Source organism: Microvirga sp. 2YAF29 (assembly GCF_052114605.1).
Classification (GTDB): domain Bacteria; phylum Pseudomonadota; class Alphaproteobacteria; order Rhizobiales; family Beijerinckiaceae; genus Microvirga.
The window spans coordinates 18613-35724 of sequence record NZ_JBFRFB010000007.1 but is presented as its reverse complement, the minus strand read 5'-3'; the positions used below and the strand labels follow the sequence as shown (position 1 = coordinate 35724).

15 protein-coding genes and 1 riboswitch are annotated in these 17112 nt (G+C 58.9%); of the genes, 6 read left to right on the top strand and 9 right to left on the bottom strand.

Annotated elements, in window-relative coordinates; genetic code table 11:
• Positions 1–685 precede the first annotated feature (685 nt).
• Positions 686–1138 (top strand): DUF6790 family protein, encoded by a 453-nt coding sequence (locus tag AB4Y85_RS11095; protein WP_441984957.1) that lies wholly within the window; start codon positions 686–688, stop codon positions 1136–1138.
• 26 nt (positions 1139–1164) lie between these two features.
• Here the strand turns inward: AB4Y85_RS11095 and AB4Y85_RS11090 are convergent, their stop codons facing one another.
• On the bottom strand, positions 1165–1923 hold the full coding sequence (locus AB4Y85_RS11090) for a Crp/Fnr family transcriptional regulator (RefSeq protein ID WP_441984956.1): 759 nt from the start codon (positions 1921–1923) through the stop codon (positions 1165–1167).
• A gap of 707 nt (positions 1924–2630) precedes the next feature.
• Between AB4Y85_RS11090 and AB4Y85_RS11085 the strand changes: the two genes are divergently transcribed.
• A complete protein-coding gene (locus AB4Y85_RS11085) occupies positions 2631–3881 on the top strand; it encodes a polysaccharide lyase family 7 protein (protein ID WP_441984955.1) in 1251 nt (416 codons plus the stop codon).
• Positions 3882–4102: 221 nt separating this feature from the next.
• On the opposite strand, the gene AB4Y85_RS11080 is transcribed toward AB4Y85_RS11085, so the two are convergent.
• Positions 4103–4513 (bottom strand): hypothetical protein, encoded by a 411-nt coding sequence (locus AB4Y85_RS11080; protein WP_441984954.1) that lies wholly within the window; start codon positions 4511–4513, stop codon positions 4103–4105.
• A 354-nt stretch (positions 4514–4867) separates the two neighbouring features.
• Here AB4Y85_RS11080 and AB4Y85_RS11075 point away from each other — a divergent pair, with 354 nt between their 5' ends.
• Positions 4868–5131 (top strand): hypothetical protein, encoded by a 264-nt coding sequence (locus tag AB4Y85_RS11075; protein ID WP_441984953.1) that lies wholly within the window; start codon positions 4868–4870, stop codon positions 5129–5131.
• A 54-nt stretch (positions 5132–5185) separates the two neighbouring features.
• Here AB4Y85_RS11075 and AB4Y85_RS11070 read toward each other — a convergent pair whose 3' ends face one another.
• The 5 genes from AB4Y85_RS11070 to rfbD form a co-directional block, all read right to left on the bottom strand.
• Complete coding sequence (locus AB4Y85_RS11070; protein ID WP_441984952.1) at positions 5186–6523, bottom strand: TRAP transporter large permease; 1338 nt, start codon at positions 6521–6523, stop codon at positions 5186–5188.
• Positions 6523–7107 carry a TRAP transporter small permease subunit gene (locus AB4Y85_RS11065; protein ID WP_441984951.1) on the bottom strand — a complete coding sequence of 195 codons (585 nt, stop codon included), beginning with the start codon at positions 7105–7107 and terminating at the stop codon, positions 6523–6525. Before AB4Y85_RS11065 ends, AB4Y85_RS11070 begins: the two co-directional genes overlap by 1 nt.
• Before the next feature lie 96 nt (positions 7108–7203).
• Positions 7204–8340 (bottom strand): TRAP transporter substrate-binding protein, encoded by a 1137-nt coding sequence (locus tag AB4Y85_RS11060; RefSeq protein ID WP_441984950.1) that lies wholly within the window; start codon positions 8338–8340, stop codon positions 7204–7206.
• A gap of 258 nt (positions 8341–8598) precedes the next feature.
• Positions 8599–9789 (bottom strand): O-succinylhomoserine sulfhydrylase, encoded by a 1191-nt coding sequence (locus tag AB4Y85_RS11055; protein ID WP_441984949.1) that lies wholly within the window; start codon positions 9787–9789, stop codon positions 8599–8601.
• 58 nt (positions 9790–9847) lie between these two features.
• A complete protein-coding gene (rfbD, locus tag AB4Y85_RS11050) occupies positions 9848–10744 on the bottom strand; it encodes a dTDP-4-dehydrorhamnose reductase (protein ID WP_441984948.1) in 897 nt (298 codons plus the stop codon).
• Between the two features lie 160 nt (positions 10745–10904).
• Between rfbD and AB4Y85_RS11045 the strand changes: the two genes are divergently transcribed.
• Positions 10905–11135, top strand: a complete 231-nt coding sequence (locus AB4Y85_RS11045; RefSeq protein ID WP_441984947.1) for a hypothetical protein — start codon at positions 10905–10907, stop codon at positions 11133–11135.
• 136 nt (positions 11136–11271) lie between these two features.
• Positions 11272–12546: an MFS transporter gene (locus AB4Y85_RS11040; RefSeq protein WP_441984946.1), complete on the top strand. Its 1275-nt coding sequence runs from the start codon at positions 11272–11274 to the stop codon at positions 12544–12546.
• Here the strand turns inward: AB4Y85_RS11040 and AB4Y85_RS11035 are convergent.
• On the bottom strand, positions 12501–13445 hold the full coding sequence (locus AB4Y85_RS11035; protein WP_441984945.1) for a transglycosylase SLT domain-containing protein: 945 nt from the start codon (positions 13443–13445) through the stop codon (positions 12501–12503). The two genes, AB4Y85_RS11040 and AB4Y85_RS11035, sit on opposite strands and share 46 nt — an antisense overlap.
• Before the next feature lie 558 nt (positions 13446–14003).
• Positions 14004–15980, bottom strand: coding sequence for a TonB-dependent receptor plug domain-containing protein (locus tag AB4Y85_RS11030; protein ID WP_441984944.1), 1977 nt, complete (start codon positions 15978–15980; stop codon positions 14004–14006).
• A 38-nt stretch (positions 15981–16018) separates the two neighbouring features.
• Positions 16019–16237, bottom strand: a riboswitch (cobalamin riboswitch).
• A gap of 57 nt (positions 16238–16294) precedes the next feature.
• Between AB4Y85_RS11030 and AB4Y85_RS11025 the strand changes: the two genes are divergently transcribed.
• Positions 16295–17110, top strand: a complete 816-nt coding sequence (locus tag AB4Y85_RS11025) for an ABC transporter substrate-binding protein (RefSeq protein ID WP_441984943.1) — start codon at positions 16295–16297, stop codon at positions 17108–17110.
• Positions 17111–17112: the final 2 nt, after the last annotated feature.

Genomic DNA, 17112 nt, shown 5'->3' with positions numbered 1-17112 from the left:
GTTCCTTTCCCTGTTATGATAAGATGAAGCCAAGGTGCAGTGATACCTTGGCTCAAAGTGTATCGATACTTGGGGAGATCGCCCGTGCAGGTGCACGATAAGGCGCAGCAGCTCAGTCGTCGGCCAGTTTCGATGTCGGGGACAATAGGCTGGCTCCGCAGCCGATTCAAGAGACTGACTCAATCTACTTCCACTTATCGCCGGCCTACACGATACCGAGAAGTCTACGCATGAAACCGTGCAGCCCGAGTTCGTGGTCCCATTGGTGCCTTGGGAAACCCTTATGTGGGCTCGTCTACGTTCCGCGTGGTTCGAGCAGCTTATGGTGGGATATCCTGCGCCTGGATCATCGATCGGCATCCACATAAGAATTTATCTCGTCACGCAAACGGCGTGGTCTGTCCCCTGCAGCTTGTATTGATGGGTTCCTTCTGTCGCCGCAGGAGTGTTGCCCTTAAGGAAATCGGCGCCCTAGAGACAAGTCTACATTGCAAACCCTTGCAAGGAATGCCGGATTTCAGCTCAAGCTGTCTCTAAGACATTGATGATGAAGGAAATGTAGCCGGATCTTCGGTTGCATTCAGGCGAAGCTATTCGCGCAAGCGTTGCAGTTTCCCGAAGTGGCGATTATCGTTTCAAGGGACTGAAACTGCGTCGTCAGGGCGATCCGAGGGAGAGGCTATGAATGTATCCGGTCATTGTCATCGGGCTGACGATTGTCTTGCCACTGGCCTCGATCATTGCCGAATCCCTGCTGGGCAGCTCCATCACTCCTGAAATCATTGCGAAATGGTTTGTGTTCTGGGCCGTAGGTGTGAGGTTGTTCGCGGCCGGGCTGCGTCAGGTTCTGCGGCCGTCATTCACGGCGAAAGCGATCTTCAAGATCGGTGATCCCACTGCTGAGAAGCTCGTCATCGAGATCGGCTTCGGCAATCTCTCGATGGGTTCGATTGCCGCGTTGTCGCTCGCATTTCCGAGCTGGGTTGTTCCAGCCGGGCTGACGGGTGTCGTTTATCTCGGTCTCGCGGGCCTCAAGCACATCGCGAACAAGGATCGCAATTCCACCGAGACTATGGCGATGATCACCGATCTGCTTGTGGCCATGATCGTTGCCGGCGCCATTCTCATGCGGTTGTGAGCAACGCGGCGAGAAACTCGGTGGCATCAAGCCTGCTTGGCCAGATGATCGCTGTCGAAATGAAGATAGGTGAGATCGAATTCGGCAGCTCCCTTGAGGCCTTCCCAATCGAGAATGTTGAGTGCGCCACCGCGCAGAACGATGAGGCCGTCGCTCCTGAGCTCCTGGAGAATACGGTTCACATGAACTGTCGATAGGCCGAGGGCGTCGCCGATCTCATTCTGCGTCAACGGCAAGTCATATCCGTTCTTCTCGGCAAGCCCCACGGCACGCAGGCGCATCTGGAGTTCGCATAGAAGATGCGCCATGCGCTGGTAGCCGGAGCGGCGTCCGAGACCCACCATCCATTCACGGAATATCGCCCCTTCGATGAGGCTGTCTCGCCAAAAGATTTCGGCGAGCCTCGGATGGCTACGAAACAGATTGCGCAGGAACGGGTGGGGAATCATGGCGACACGCGTTCTCACAAACGTGCCAAGGTTATTGTCCAGAGTGCGTAGGAAAAGGCTTTGTAGGTCGGGTATGTCGCCCGGGATATAAAACCCCATGATCTGCCGTTTACCGTCAGGCAGAAGCTTATAGCGGCAGGTGAAGCCTTCGAGGATCATGCAGCATTCGGTAGGGCTGTCACCGTCTCGTACTATATCGGTGTCCGCCTCGAAGATCCTGACATTGACAGGCAGATCGAGGATTGCCTGCTTATCTTCTTGGGTCAGGTCGGCGATGCTCTCCAGCTTTCGCAGAACGACGACATGCTCCGCCTGCTGTCTCAAGGGGAGGATCATCACGCCGCATCCTTTCTTACCGCATTGTCCTGTCGTCCGGGACTCAAGCCGACCTTACCCGTTCTTTCCGCCTTCCGCACAATCCAAATGCTCCAAAGACTGAATACGTACATTTGCCAGAGGTGAGGCGTCAGCCAAGCCGCAGGCGCTTCCAGACGATTTAGGGGGGCATTCCGACGTGGCGATATCGTGGATGTCCTTTTTTCGAATCCGGAACCACGTTGTGGAGCGCTGTTTCCAATCCGGGCTTCCGCATGAGGATCGTAGGAAAGAGTGAGCTGATCGGAACTGGAAGGACAGATGTTTTGATAATGCCGTATGAGATTACGTAGAGGATACGGGAAAGGTGTGATGATTTTCCTGAGATGACTATCTATTCGTATAGGATACGAGCCGAAATCGAAAAGTAAGCGAGTGAAAATATAACAATAAATCATGTTGGTCACGATTTTGCCCTATTCGGAATCGAAAAGGGATTCCAAGAGAGCGAACGACAAGTTTGGTTCGCCTTCAGTACTCTTGTTTAAGCATTGAGTTATCCCAAAATTTTCTGAATTTAGTTTGTGTATATTCTCATCGGTCTGACTAAGGTTTGTTCAAACATATAATGAAAGTGCCTGAGAAGACTTGATAAAGAGTCTCGATGGGCGCTCGGGGCAAAAATCATGACTTTGAAAGCCAATGTCGCGCCTAGCGGCAACTTTGACTTGAGTAATTGGAAACTCACTCTCCCGGTCGATTCCTCCGGCAAGATCAGCGGCACAGCCATCGAAGTTAAAGATCTAAGTGGCTACCAGAACAGCAAGTATTTCTACACTGCTGCTGATGGAGCCATGGTGTTCTACGCCGCCGCCGACGGCGCCACTACGAGCGGGTCGTCCTATGCACGCTCCGAACTGCGCGAGATGAGCGGCACGGCGAAGGCCGCCTGGAATCTCTCCACGGGCGGCTTCATGAGCGCGACGCTCGAAGTCGATGCCGCGCCGATGCGCGACGGCCAGGGCAAGAAGATCGTGGTCGGCCAGATTCACGGTGAGGATGACGAGCTGGTGCGTCTCTACTGGCACGACAACAAGCTCTATTTTGCCAATGACCTTTCGGGCTCCGACAACAAGGAACACACCTTCAACTTCAAGGCCGAGGACGGTTCCGCTCCCGATGTGTCGTTGAACGAGAAGTTCTCGTACACGATCAACGCAAAAGGCAATGTGCTCGACGTCGATATCCATGCCGACGGCAAGGTCTATCATTCGCACACGACCATCAACAGCGTGTGGCAGTCGGATAGCTTCTACTTCAAGGCAGGAGCTTACCTCGGTGCGAACGAGACCAATGGTTCGGGCTTTGGCCAGACATCGTTCTATGCGCTTACGTTCAATCACAACGGTGCAACGCCGGCGCCGACAAATCCGGTGCCGGCTGACCCGACGCCGATCCCGAAGCCCGATCCCAAGCCGACGGATCCGACTAATCCCGACACGCCTGTGCCTGAGGTTCCTGGCCGTCCGGTAACCACGAAGACGATCAATGGATCGAACAGCAACAACTACGTGACGGGTGCTGCAGCCAACGAATGGCTCAAGGGCAATGCGGGTCGCGACGTATTGTGGGGCAAGGCCGGCAGCGATGTGCTGACAGGCGGCACGCAGGAAGACACCTTCGTTTTCGATACCGCCATCGGCAAGGATGTCGATTACATCACCGACTTCAATGTAGCGGACGATTCGATCCGCCTGGACAACAAGATCTTCAGCAAGCTGACGAAGACCGGCACCTTGTCGTCGAGCTTCTTCAAGATTGCCGAGAAGGCCGGCGATGCCAATGACTACATCGTTTACAACAAGACCACCGGCACTCTGTCATACGATGCCGATGGCTCGGGTTCGGGTGCGGCAAAAGCCTTCGCTGTGATCGAGAACAAGGCGGCCCTCACCGCTGCCGATTTCATCGTGATCTAATTCACACCATTGCCAATGGCGGTCTCGGCACGCGCTGAGGCTGCTGCATACAAGCGGGCACCCATCCGTTTTCCGGCTCGGGCCGCCCGCTGATTCTGAACGATTGTGTATTTCGATAATCAGGATTTTTTATTTATTGCTCTTCGCAATTAATCCTAAGACCAACATTTCAAAGTAAGCCCCGCCTCACGGCGGGGCTTTTTTATTGCCGATTCCTAGACTCATTCCGCCGGCGTCATCCGCGCGGTGGGCGCAGGCGTCACTGAGTGCGCGGGGCGGAAGACGAAGTAGGCGAAGAGCAGCATGGCGGCGAGAACCATGATGGAGGAGATGCCGGCAATCGGATCGAAGGCATCGTACCCGAGATGAAGAGCGCCGACGGCAATGGTCAGAATGACCGTGCCGATGGTCCAAAGATAAACCTGGATCATGGCGAGGCGGCTCGTATCGAGGGCAGGGCGCCGCTCATAATAGATCCCGAACAGGAACAGCGACACCCAGCCGAGCAGGTTGAGATGCGCGTGTGCGGGCATGAGGGCGTGGTTCTGGGATGCGGCCATCCCGATCCCCATTCCCATTCCGGCGATGACACACAGAACGGCGAGCCTGAAGCTGAGAGCAGATGCGGTCATGGATACCCTCCTGAAGTGTTCCCTTGGCGTTATGCTTGTTTTAGCTTCAAACACACTGGCATCGTCCGATCTGTGAGTAAAATCACACCGCCGACTCTTTAGTATGATGGTGCGCAATACGTTATTTTGTGTCAAATTCTTTTGACTTGAAAACAGAACGGCCCGCGTGAGCGGGCCATTCGTGTTTTGGACAGGTCAGGGAAATAGACTGTTTGTCCGGGACGATTAGGGCTTCCTATTGCCGGATTCTTCCAAGTCTCTGCGTTGATCCTTCTCGCTCAATTGCCGACCGCCCGATGAACCATTGCCTTGGTCTTGAGGGTGGGGATCAGCCTCGGTCGGCGGGACGTTGCTTTGCTCCGCCAAGCCCTTGTCATCATGACCGGATTTCCCGCCCATGACTTCGCTCCAAAAAATCATGTCAAATCACTTGCCGCTATGCGAAGATCCCGCGCCCATGTTCTGTTTGTCCTGCAAGGCATGCTCGCAGCGTTCAACATGGTCGGCAGCCCGCTGATGCACCTGCTCGGTGCTGCGGCAGGGATTCTCGACGTCCAAGTGGCAGAATTGACACTTCATGGCAGCCTCCTTTTCCAAAATATCTGGAGGCCAACGTGAAGAGGCGCGCCGTGTTCCGATCAGCCGCGTGGCCACATAAAGCCGAGGATGGGCTCAGCCGTAAAGATAGGTGGGGAGCCAGAGGCCAAGCTGCGGAAAGATGTAGAACATCGCCATGGCAACGATCACGAGAAGGAGAAAGGGCATCACGCCGGCGAAGATCTCGTTGATCGTTACATGAGGCGGCGCGATGCCCTTCAGATAGAATGGCGCCATCGCCACCGGCGGTGACAGGAACGAGGTCTGGATGTTCAGCGCGATCAGCACTCCGAAGAAGATCGGATCGATGCCGAAATTGTCGAGCAGCGGCAGGAAGATCGGCACGAAGATCACCACGATCTCCGTCCATTCCAGCGGCCAGCCGAGAACGAAGATGATCGCCTGCGTCAGGATCAGGAACCAGAACGGCGAGAGGTTCAGATGCGTGACAAGATCCTCGATAGGCTGATGGCCGCCGAGGAAGGCGAAGATCGACGAGAAGATGAAGGAGCCCACGAAGAGCCAGCACACCATGGCGGATGTGCGTGCGGTGAGAATGACTGATTCCTTCAGTTTGGAGAATGTGAGCGAGCGATAGGCGGCGGCCAGAAGGAGGCTGCCGAGGGCGCCGACAGCGGCGGCTTCCGTCGGGGTCGCGATGCCGAAGAAGATGGCGCCGAGTACCGAGAGAATGAGAATTGCGAGGGGGAAGAACGATGTCGCCAACGACCAGACGACCTTCACAAGCGGCACTTTTCTCTGTTCCGCCGGAAGCTTGGGCGCGAGACTCGGATTGATCATGCAGCGGATGATCACGTAGAGCATGTAGAGACCGGCGAGCATCAGGCCGGGAAAGAGCGCGCCGGCATAGAGCTTCGGCACGGAAACTCCCGCCGTCGCGCCGTAGAGAATGAGCATAACGCTGGGCGGAATCAGAATGCCGAGGCAGCCGCCCGCGCAGACCACACCCGATGCGAGGCGCGTATCGTAACCTGCGCGCAGCATGGCGGGGAAGGCGAGCAGGCCCATGAGCGTCACGACCGCGCCGACGATGCCGGTCGCGGTTGCGAAAAGGGCGCAGGTGAGCAGCGTCGCGACCGCAAGCGAACCGGGAATGCCGCCGACCGCGATCTGGATGGAATGAAACAATCGGTCGAGAATGCTCGCTCGCTCGATCACATATCCCATGAAGACGAAGAGCGGGATGGCGACGAGCGTATCGTTCGTCATTGCCGAATAGGCGCGTTGCACCACGAGCGCGTATACGATGTCACCCATGGCCATGTAGCCGAAGCCGAAGCCTAAAGCCATCAGCGTGAAGGCGATGGGAAAGCCGAACATGATGAACACGATGAACAGGCCGAGCATCAACACGCCCAGCTCAGGATTCCCCAGCCCCCACGACGCCAGCATCAGATACTTCCTTCCTTAATGCCTTCTTGTTCGGCTTTTTCGAGAATGAGTTTTTCCGTTTCTTCGACATCGTGAAGGCGCGGCGGCCACTCGCCGCGACGCAGGCACTCGATGCATCTCAGGACCTCCGCCAGGCCCTGCACGGCCATGAGAACGCCGACGATGGGGATCAGCGCCTTAAAGGGATAGATCGGCGGCCCGTTCGGCGAGTTCATGGAATGCTCCCGCATCATCCAGGACATTTCCGTGAACGGGATGCCCGCATAGACGAGAGCGAAGATGCCTGGAAAGAAGAAGAGGAAATACAGAACGAGATCGAGGCCGGCCTGCCGGCGCGCCGACCAAGTGCGATAGAGAAAGTCGCCTCTCACATGGCTGTTGCGGGCCAGTGCATAAGGTCCTGCCACCATGAAGAGCAGCCCGTAGAGCATGTAGCTTGCGTCAAAAGCCCATTCGGTGGGCGCGCGCAGCACGTAGCGGGCGAAGACCTCATAGCAGACGGCGAAGGTGAGGACGACGATCGCCCAACTCACTGTCTTGCCGATGGACGTGTTGATGCGGTCGATGAAATAGACGAAGCGCATGCGGGAAGACCTTCCAGGTCATTCGGCGGGGCATGAATTGAGGACGGCGCAATCGGCGCCATCCTCATGAGTAAAAGACCTGCGGCGGAGAGCCCCTCAGAGCGTCTTGTAGAAGTGGTCGTAGGCCATCTCGCGCGAAGGCTCGTTCAGGCGCTCATAGGCATAGGTGCGCTGCACCCAGGCCTTCTGGCTGTCGATGACCTTCTTGAAGAACGGATCCTTGGAGAGTTCCTCGATCACCTTGTCCCATGCCTCGAGCTGCGTCTTCAGCACGGCATCGGGTGTCTTCTTCACGGTGACGCCACGGCTTTTGATGATCTCCAGATCCTTCGAGTAGCGGTCGAGAGCCTTCCAGGACATGTCGGCGGATTCCGCCTCGGCCCCGTATTTGAGAATGGCCTTCAACTCGGCGGACAGCGCGTCGTATTTCGCCTTGTTGAAAAGAAGCTCGAACGTCTCGCCGGATTGATGATAGCTCTGGAGCATCAGGTTCTTCGATACGTCGGGGAAGCCGAGCACGAGATCGGAGGAGGGGTTGTTGAATTCCGCTCCGTCGATCACACCACGTTCGAGCGCCGGCACGATCTCACCGCCGGCGAGAATGGTGACGGCCGCGCCGAGTTGGCGGTTGAGGTCGGCGGCAAGGCCTACGGTGCGATACTTCAATCCCTTGAACGCATCCGCCGATGTCACCTCGCTCTTGAACCAGCCGAGCGGCTGCGCCGGCATCGGACCCGAGAGGAAGCCGACGAGGTTGAGCTTGAGGATCTGCTGCTGCAGCTCGTTATAGAGATCGTAGCCGCCGCCGTAGTTCATCCAAGCCAGGAACGAATTGGCGTTCCAGCCGAAGGAAGGGCCGGTGCCGAACAGGGCATAAGCCTTGTTCTTTCCGTACCAATAGGCCGCCACGCCGTGGCCGCCATCCAGAATGCCGGCATGTACCGCGTCCTGAAGCTGGAAGGCGGGGACGACGGCACCGGAGGCGAGAACGTCGATCTTGAGACGCCCGCCCGACATTTCGTTTACGCGCTTGGCGAAGTCGTTGCAGAATTCGTGGAAGATGTCGCGATTGGGCCAGGTGGACTGGAACTTCCAGGTAAGGGTCTGAGCTCGCGAAACCTGGGGGGCGGCAATCGTTGCGGCGGTACCGAGACCGGCAACTTGCAGGAAATGACGACGGGAATGCTTGGACGATCCCGAAGGTATGACCTCTGGGGACTTGCCTTTCTTCATGCTTTCCTCCCTCACCCCCTGATTGTTGTGAAGGATCGCGCTTTTTTCTGAGCGGGCGCGTTAATCCTGAAAGGATGCTGCGGCACTTTGTCATTAAATTCAAGTGCCGCCCACCTAAGGTCTAAGGGATGTGTTAGGAGAGCGCGGTTTTTACTTAAGAGGATCCGCCACGTTGCTTGCAATAGCAGGATGAGGACTCCGCTATCACGCAAATGTGTTGAGGACTAATCCGAATTCCCCAAGGTACGATGCTCCCGGTCAAACATGCTCCAGTGCGGCTGTGAGATCCGCGAGCAGGTCTTCCCAATGTTCCAACCCGACTGACAGGCGCACGAGGCCATCCGAGATCCCCATCTCAGCACGCAGCTCCGTGGTGAAGCGCTGATGGGTCGTCGTCGAGGGATGCGTGACGAGGCTCTTGGCATCGCCGAGATTGTTGGAGATGCGGATCAGTTTGAGAGCGTTCATGAAGCGGAATGCCGCCTCCTTCCCGCCGCGAACTTCAAGCGCGATCATGGTGGATGCGCCCGTCATCTGCTTTCTGATCAGATCCGCTTGCGGATGGTCGGGCCGGCCGGGATAGATCAGGTTTTGAAGCTTGGGATGGTCGTGAAGAGCATCGGCCAGGAAGCCCGCATTGGCCGTCTGTCGTTCGACGCGCAATGACAAGGTCTCCAGCCCTTTCAAAAGCACCCAGGCATTGAACGGCGAGATCGAGGGGCCTGTCATGCGCAGGAATTGCTGCACCTTGGTCTCGATGAACTCCGTCGAGCCCAGGATCACGCCGCCGAGACATCGGCCCTGTCCGTCGATATGCTTGGTCGCTGAGTAGACCACGCAATCCGCGCCCATTGCGAGAGGTTTCTGGAAGAGAGGCGTGGCAAAGACGTTGTCGACGGTGAGCGTCGCGCCAGCCTCGTGGGCAATGGCGGCGACGGCGGCAATGTCAATGATCTGAAGGCTGGGGTTGGACGGCGTCTCCAGAAGGAAGGCCTTCGTTTCCGGGCGCACGGCATCGCGCCATGCCTTCAGGTCCAAGCCATCCACCAGCGTGCAGGCGACACCGAACCGGGGCAGCAGATCCTCGACCACCCAGCGGCAGGAGCCGAACAGACCGCGCGCCGCCACCACATGATCGCCCACTTGGACCTGGGACACCATGGCAGCCGTCACCGCCGCCATACCACTTGCCGTTGCCCGGGCAGTCTCAGCGCCTTCGAGGGCAGCGATGCGTTGCTCGAACATGTCGATAGTCGGGTTGGAATAGCGGCTGTAACTGTATCCGGCCTCTTCGTTGAGGAACCGCCGCTCCGCGCTTTCCGCGCTTTCATAGACGAAGCCTTGAGTGAGGAAGAGGGCTTCCGAGGTTTCGCCGAAGGGCGTGCGGAGCTGGCCTTCGTGGACGAGGAGAGTTTCCAGGCGGTAATTCGGGTCGTGTGGCGATGTCATGGGGTTACTTTAAAATCGTTCTTTAAAAAGAACAATCGTTTTATCTGGAGAAAGTGGCTCAGCTTTCTTCCGGACCCTGGAGCAATCGCTTTAAGCAGGCCGACAGGGATTCCCGCCATGGCGGCAGGTGAATGCCATAGATTTCCGCCAACTTCGTGCAGTCCAGGCGCGAATTGGCGGGCCGCTTGGCGGGAGTAGGATAGTCCGCCGTCATAATCGGGCGAACCTTGGCGGTAGGCCCGCCGAGCTGCGCGGAAGATGCGAAGATCTCCGTGGCGAACTCGGCCCAGCTGGCCGTGCCCGACCCCGCCATATGAAACAGGCCGCGCAGGCGCCGGTCCCCCGGGTTGTCCAGGAGCTTTCTCCCGACCTTCAGAATACCATCCGCGATATCGATGGCGCTGGTGGGCGAGCCGATTTGATCGGCGACGACGCCGATCTGCGCTCTCTCCGCGCCCAGCCGCAGCATGGTCTTTACGAAATTCTTGCCGAAGGGGCTGTAGACCCAGGCCGTGCGCAGGATCACGTGGTCTTCGGCCTCGGCGGCCACAGCCTGTTCGCCCATGAGCTTCGAGGCCCCATAGACCCCGGGCGGGTTGACCGGATCGCTCTCGCGATAGGGACGGTCGAGTGTCCCGTCGAACACGTAATCGGTCGAGATATGGATGACGGGAATCCCCATGGCTGCGGCAGCGCCCGCAACGACGCCGGGGCCGATGCCATTGATGGCCTGCGCCAGCTCCGGCTCCTTCTCGGCCTGGTCGACAGCCGTGTAGGCCGCCGCATTGACGATGAGGTCGCCGCCGGTCTCGCGCAGGATATCCTCGATCCCGGAAGGATCCGCGAGGTCGAGCTTAGGGCGCCCCAGCAGAACGGTTGTCGCGCCGTGAGCTGAAGCGCGCTCCGCCAGAGCGCGGGCAACCTGACCCTGCTGGCCTATGACGATGATGCGCATGAGGATCCTTCTTCTGCCATGCGGATACCGGGAAAAGACGGAAGTGAGCAACATTGCTGCTTCTGAAGAGGAATTTATTGCGATGCAGTATCACAGTCCTGTCACTCTTTGCCTGTAAAGGTCGATTCGTGGACAGAGAAAGATGAGGATGGAGGAGGGTATGTACGCTTACAACTTATTCCGAAGCACCCACCAAGACGGTCTCGTCTGCGCGGTTCCGGAGGAGCGTTCAGTACCATCCTTCGTGGTCGAGCCGCTTTGGCAATTCAGCGGCCGGGTCGACAATTGCGAGACCCCGCTCGGCTTCGACAGGCAAGCCGCCATGACAGGCGTGCGTTTCAATGGTTTCTATCTCTTCGCAAGCTTTCCCAAGGATCTCTCGCATTCGTAAGGATTTCATGAAATCGCCGGTCCGGCGCAGGGCTGCGCCGGACGCATGGAGACCATTTAAGCACTTGATCTTAAGCTTGGGCTGCCATCAATCTGGCTGACCCTGCGCTTGCCGCTTCACCATTCCTGTGTGAGCCGTGAATTCCTCCCTCGTTCTGATCTGGTCGGTCACGGCCGCGACGACCCTGCTCCAAGCCGGCAACGGCCTTCTGCAGGCCTTGATGCCGCTCCGTATGCAGGCCGAAGGCCTTTCCATCACTGCCATCGGCCTCGTCGCGGCGGCTTATGGACTGGGGTTCTCGACCGGCTGCTTCATCGCTCCGGCCTTTATCCGCCATGTGGGCCACATTCGTGCCTTCGCCAGCCTCGCGGCTGTGGCTTCAGTCGTCGTCCTTGCGATGACGCAGGCGCATTCCACCGGGGCCTGGATGATCCTGCGCGGACTTACCGGCGTGACATTCGCCTGCATCTTCACACTGACCGATGGATGGATCAGCGCCCGGGCGACATCGAGCCATCGTGGCCGCATTCTCTCGATCTACATGATCTGCACGAAAGTGACGCTGATGATCTCGCCGCTCGGCATCGGGCTCGGCGACATCAGGACGGACGGGCTGTTCATGGCGGTCAGCGCGGGATTGATCCTGTCGCTGCTTCCGATTGCAGCGACGACAACCAAGGAACCGCCGCCGCCCCAGGGCGTCAAGATCGATGTGCGAGGCCTATTCGCTGCGGCGCCATCGGCTGTGGTGGGGTCTTTCGTCGTCGGACTCGTCAATGGTCCCGTCATTGCCATCACGCCGGTTTTCGGCGTGAGCATCGGCCTGAGTCAGGAAGTCGCGGCGGCGCTTCTCGTGGCCCTTCAGGGCGGCAGCCTCGTGATGCAATGGCCGCTCGGCTGGCTGTCGGATCGAGCCGACAGGCGCATCGTCATTGCGGCCCTTGCAGCCGGCACCAGCGTCGTATCCCTCGCGATCCTTCTGGCCAGCTATATGAGCGCGCAGACGACGGTGATCTGGCTTTTCGCCGCCTGGGGCGGGCTGGCCCTGTGCATCTATTCGATCTGCGTGGCGCATGCCTGCGACATCGTCGATCCGGGCCGCATCATCTCGACCATCGGAACGCTGCTGTTCTCCTGGGCAGTCGGCGTGACCATCGGGCCGCTGCTCGGCGCTGCCGCCATGGAGCTGCTCGGGCCGCAGGGATTGTTCATCTACTCGGCCTTTGCGTCCCTGGGGCTTGCGGCCTTCATCGCCGTGCGCATTCTCCAGGTGCAGCGCCCGCGAGCGAAGGGCGGCTTCGTCGAAGTAGCGCCGACGAGCTCGGCCGCCAGCGTCGTGACCTCCCGTACGGAGGCCGCAGCGGATCAGAACGTGGCGTCCGCCGTCGTCCGCGAGGAAACATCCTCGTAGCGGTTGAGACGCTTGTCGATCATGTCGTCGATCTTGCTGTAGACCTCCGACACGCTGAGCTGACGGGTCTTCTTGCCGTCCTTGGCGAAGAACAGCGACTTGTTGGAACGGGCCGCCGCCGGAAACGCGCTTTTCGCGCTCTTCTTGGGCGTATCGTCCACGAGCGCGATGAAACGGCTCGCGCTGTCCACTCCGAAGAAGTGCGAGAGATAGAACTCGGAACGGCTGAGCTTGCGCTCCAGACGCTTCTCGATCTTGGCCTTGTCCCGCTGCATCATCTCCGCCGCCATGAGAGACGAGATGTAGGGGTTACGGCGCAGGCCGAGGATATGCTCCAGCTTGGCGGGATCGTTGACGGACAGCTTGCCCTGCGGACCCTCGATGGCTTGCGCTTCCATGATCAGGCCGTGCTTGGGTCCGAAGGACCGGACGGCCTCCAGCCACGTGCTCGAGATGAACTGGAACAGGCCGACGGCGGATGAGGTCGAAGCCTTGTTGCCGGGCAGGAAGCTCGATTCCTTGTCGGCCAGCGCCATCATGTAGACCGGGTCGGCCTCGGTGAGCTGCGACGCGCGCAGGATCGTGTCGACGATCCAGATCGGCACGCGCATTTCCTCGAATTCCATGTATTCGGTGATCGTCACGTCGATCTCGTCATCCGCCTCACCTTCCGATGCGGGAGGATTGGTTACGGGGAGAGAGACGACGAATTGCTCCAGGAGCTTGTCGTAGGTCAGGAAGTCGACAGGCTCGGTCGGATTGATGGCTTCGAGCGGATCGCTGGAATCCGTCCGATGCTCGACAGGAGCATTCGGATCGAAGGTACTGGTCGGGTGTGGTTGAAGCGCGAGTGCCTGCGCGGAGCCGGGATTGACTCCCAAGCTGATGAATGCGGTCAAACCCACCCCCGCAACCAGATTGAGGAATGTCTGCCACTTTTGTGACGGCGCATGGTTCAGCCGCGCTGATTGCGCCTCAAGGTCGAGAGTGTCGGTATCCGCACAACACAAAATCGATGACTGGCATGCGCCTTTCGGCGCTGTCAGAGCAACCTGCATTCGGTGTAGCCCCCTGAAATGGCCGCTTCCTGTCTGAGCCAGGTTCGCGGTCCTTCTTCATTGACGAGGGCGAGTATGTGCTAAGTCCATATGTCCAGAATAGGTCAGCTTGGCCTTTCGCTAAGAATTGGTTCCCTGGTGCGACGATGCGCCACCCGCTTACGTAAAGAGGAATTCAAATGAGTTTCTCTTTAATTTAGGGAAAAACGCGACAATTCTACGCAACTTCTATAGGGGCAACTTGCCGCAACGGAATAAAACTTATTGATGATCCAAAAGCGTCAAACAATACATTCCGTTGCGTAATATGGCTGGATAAAGGCAATCCAGAGCATGAAAAAGAGCCGGATGCCTCGGGCATCCGGCTCTTTAGCTTTGTTTCAGCCTTCGTGATCGCGGTTACCAGGTGGCGCGCAGTCCCGCATAGAAGGAGCGGCCCGCCGTGCCGTAATCATAGACCTCCTGATAGCGCGCATCGGTCAGGTTCTCCGCGCGGGCATAGATGCTGAAGGTATCGTTGATCTTGTAGTCGGCATAGACATCGAGCCGGGCGTAGGGAGCAAGCTCGTAGAGCTCTCCCGGCGACGAAAAGCGGCTTCCCACGAACACTACGGATGGCTCGATGGACAAGCCTTGAATGGGCGTCATCACGAAGCCGAGGCGTCCTTCGTCGCGTGGGCGGCGGGCAAGGCGAAGGTCCGTCTCCTCATCGAAGGCTTCGAGATACGTGTAGCTCGCCTTGATGTTCAACCACGAGGGGATGACCTGCATATCGGCGGACAATTCCAAGCCGCTGGTGCGCGCCCGGTTCACATTGATGAAGCAACCATAAGTCTGCTCAGGCTGGCACGTATCGGCGATGCCGTAACCGATCAGGTTTCGGAAACGGTTGGCGAAGAACGTCGCCGAGAGCAGCACGCGATCATCCGCCAAACGCTGATCCACGCCCACATCGAAACCGATGGAACGCTCGGATTCGAGATCAGCGGTGCCGGAGAAGGGATCGAATTTCTGATACAGCGTCGGAGCCTTCGCGCCGGTGCCGAGGCTCGCGCGCAACTTGGTGCCGGTCTCGACGAATTCGTAAGCGGCGGTTCCGCGCCACGTGCCGAAGGTGTCGCCATCTTGAATTGCATCGAGGCGGCCGCCGAGTGACAGATGCAGGTTCTCGAACAGGCTGAACTGGTGGAGAGCATAGAGCGAGCGCGTCGTCTGCGTGGCATCCACCGTTTCGCGTTCCGGCGTCTCGATGGGAAGCACGTTGCGCGTCGTGGAGATGAGCTGCTCCTGTTCCGCTTTCGCGCCGAAGGTGAGAAGTCCGAAGGTGCCGAGCTTCAGATCGCCCTGATATTCGGCGGAGAGCCGGCCGCCCTGATATCCGTAATCGTCCCAATAGAGGCTCGGCAGGCCGTAGGAACCAATGAGACGATAATCGCGATCCGTGCGACTGCCGGACACGAGGAACGTGTTCTTCAGCATTCCGTCGAAGGTATTGGCGGTCAGGCGCGAATGGCCTTCGTACAAGCGCTGCTGCGTCCGTGAAGGCGCGTCCGGCAGAAACTCGAAGGAGGACGAACTGTTGTCGATCTGAGCTCTGTTCGTGTTCGCATAGCCGCCGATTTCGAATTCCACGTCAGGCGAGATCGCAACCGTCACGCGTCCAGCCGCACCCAAGCGTTTTGCGCTGTCAGATTCGAGCGGCGAAGAAAGCGCATCCTCAATGCGGCCGATACGATAGCCGTAGCGCGAGAAGCCCGCCGTATCGAAGCCGGTGGCCGAAAAGGCGTAGGAGACCGCACCGTTGCTGCCTGAGATTGCGGCGCGTCCGGCCTTGGTGGCGTAGCTTCCGCCTTCCACGCCCACGCTGATGCGCGGCGCGCCTTTGCCCTTGCGGGTGATGATGTTGATGACGCCGCCCATGGCATCGGAGCCGTAAAGCGCCGATTGTGGACCGCGCAGAACCTCGATGCGCTCGATATCGACTGCCGACAGGTTGGAGAAGTCGAACTCGCCAGAATCCGAGGACGGATCGTTCACGCGGATGCCGTCGATGAGCACGAGCGTCTGGCCGGCTTCCGCACCGCGGATGCGCACGGTCGTCGTGCCGCCGGGTCCGCCCGTTTCCACGACCGTGACGCCGGGGACGCGGCGCAGCACCTCGACGGGCGTCTTGATGGATTCTTTCTCGATCTCTTCGCCCGTGATCACCGAGATGGCGCTGCCGGCCTGGGTGATCGCAAGGGGAGAGCGCGTGGCCGTGACCACGAAATCGGGAACGGGCGGAGCCTCATTGATGGATTGCGCATGGGCAGCACCGAGGAAGAGCGCGCAAAACGAGACGGATGCCGCAAGCATGCGGCGTGAAGGCAGAGTCATGGAGACCTCCTGCTCGCCCCACCGGCGAGCAAAATGGGTTTGCGTTTTCGACGCCGGCCGGTCTCCTGGCTTGCGGGTCATCGCGAAGCGATCCGCCTTCCCAAATTCTCTTGAGCTTTCGCGCTCAAAGATTCAGTGGCATGAAGGATCGCCGCTCGCCGCTTACAGTTGCGGGGGCAGCCACGGAATAGGACAAAGTCCGCACCGTGTTCCCGTTTCACCTCGATGGTCGAGGCACCAACGTCGGAAACTCTCTTACGGGCTTGTTCCTCATGCCGCAACTGCGCCTTGGCAGGTTTTTCAGATGGATGCCGATGCTCGGCGTCACATTTTTGCTGTCTGCCATTGCGGCGCAGGCCCAAAATCGGCCCCAGCGCATCGTGTCGCTCAACCTTTGCACCGACCAGATGCTGCTGGCCCTCGCCGACAGGGAGCAGATCGCTTCCCTCAGCCCGCTGGTGCGCGATGCCTCGATTTCCTTCATGGCAAAAGAGGCGGGAGGACTGCCCGTCAATGACGGCCGGGCTGAGACGATCCTGTTCAGCGGAGCCGATCTCGTTCTCGCCGGCACCTATACCAGCCAGAGCCAGAGCGCCCTGTTGCGGCGCCAGGGCCTCAATGTCCTCGCCTTCGGCTCGTGGACGAGCTTTGCAGAGGGACGAGAGCAGATTCGTGCCATCGCGCAGGCGGTTGGGCATCCGGAGCGAGGCGAGGCTCTTGTGAAGGAAATCGACGCCGCGCTGGAACGCACGAAGGGGATTGCAAAAACCAAAAGCAGCGTTCTGATTTACGACCGGGGAGGGTGGGTGCTGCCCGCGACCTCGCCCACGAGCGAACTCTTAGGTCATATGGGCCTCACGCCGCATCACGAAGCGCTCGGCCTTCCCCATGGCGGAATGGCGCGGTTAGAGACCATCGTCACCACGCCACCCGACTTTCTTCTCGTCGATGAAGCCGCCGGACGCACGATCGATAACGGCACGGCGCTGTTCGTTCATCCGGCACTCGTCCGGGCGGTACCGCCGGAGCGCCGTCTCGTCCTTCAGAGCAAGCTGACGATTTGCGACGGCCCTTCCACGCCCGCCGCCATCGACGCGCTGGCTTCAGAGATCCGCGCGAAGGTGCGCTGACG

What these genes read in the sequence shown, in the direction of transcription:
- AB4Y85_RS11095 (WP_441984957.1), top strand. Translation starts at nt 686, where the DNA reads ATGTATCCGGTCATTGTCATCGGGCTGACGATTGTCTTGCCACTGGCC.
- AB4Y85_RS11090 (WP_441984956.1), bottom strand. Translation starts at nt 1,923, where the DNA reads ATGATCCTCCCCTTGAGACAGCAGGCGGAGCATGTCGTCGTTCTGCGA.
- AB4Y85_RS11080 (WP_441984954.1), bottom strand. Translation starts at nt 4,513, where the DNA reads ATGACCGCATCTGCTCTCAGCTTCAGGCTCGCCGTTCTGTGTGTCATC.
- AB4Y85_RS11070 (WP_441984952.1), bottom strand. Translation starts at nt 6,523, where the DNA reads ATGCTGGCGTCGTGGGGGCTGGGGAATCCTGAGCTGGGCGTGTTGATG.
- AB4Y85_RS11065 (WP_441984951.1), bottom strand. Translation starts at nt 7,107, where the DNA reads ATGCGCTTCGTCTATTTCATCGACCGCATCAACACGTCCATCGGCAAG.
- AB4Y85_RS11060 (WP_441984950.1), bottom strand. Translation starts at nt 8,340, where the DNA reads ATGAAGAAAGGCAAGTCCCCAGAGGTCATACCTTCGGGATCGTCCAAG.
- AB4Y85_RS11055 (WP_441984949.1), bottom strand. Translation starts at nt 9,789, where the DNA reads ATGACATCGCCACACGACCCGAATTACCGCCTGGAAACTCTCCTCGTC.
- rfbD (WP_441984948.1), bottom strand. Translation starts at nt 10,744, where the DNA reads ATGCGCATCATCGTCATAGGCCAGCAGGGTCAGGTTGCCCGCGCTCTG.
- AB4Y85_RS11045 (WP_441984947.1), top strand. Translation starts at nt 10,905, where the DNA reads ATGTACGCTTACAACTTATTCCGAAGCACCCACCAAGACGGTCTCGTC.
- AB4Y85_RS11030 (WP_441984944.1), bottom strand. Translation starts at nt 15,980, where the DNA reads ATGACTCTGCCTTCACGCCGCATGCTTGCGGCATCCGTCTCGTTTTGC.
- AB4Y85_RS11025 (WP_441984943.1), top strand. Translation starts at nt 16,295, where the DNA reads ATGCTCGGCGTCACATTTTTGCTGTCTGCCATTGCGGCGCAGGCCCAA.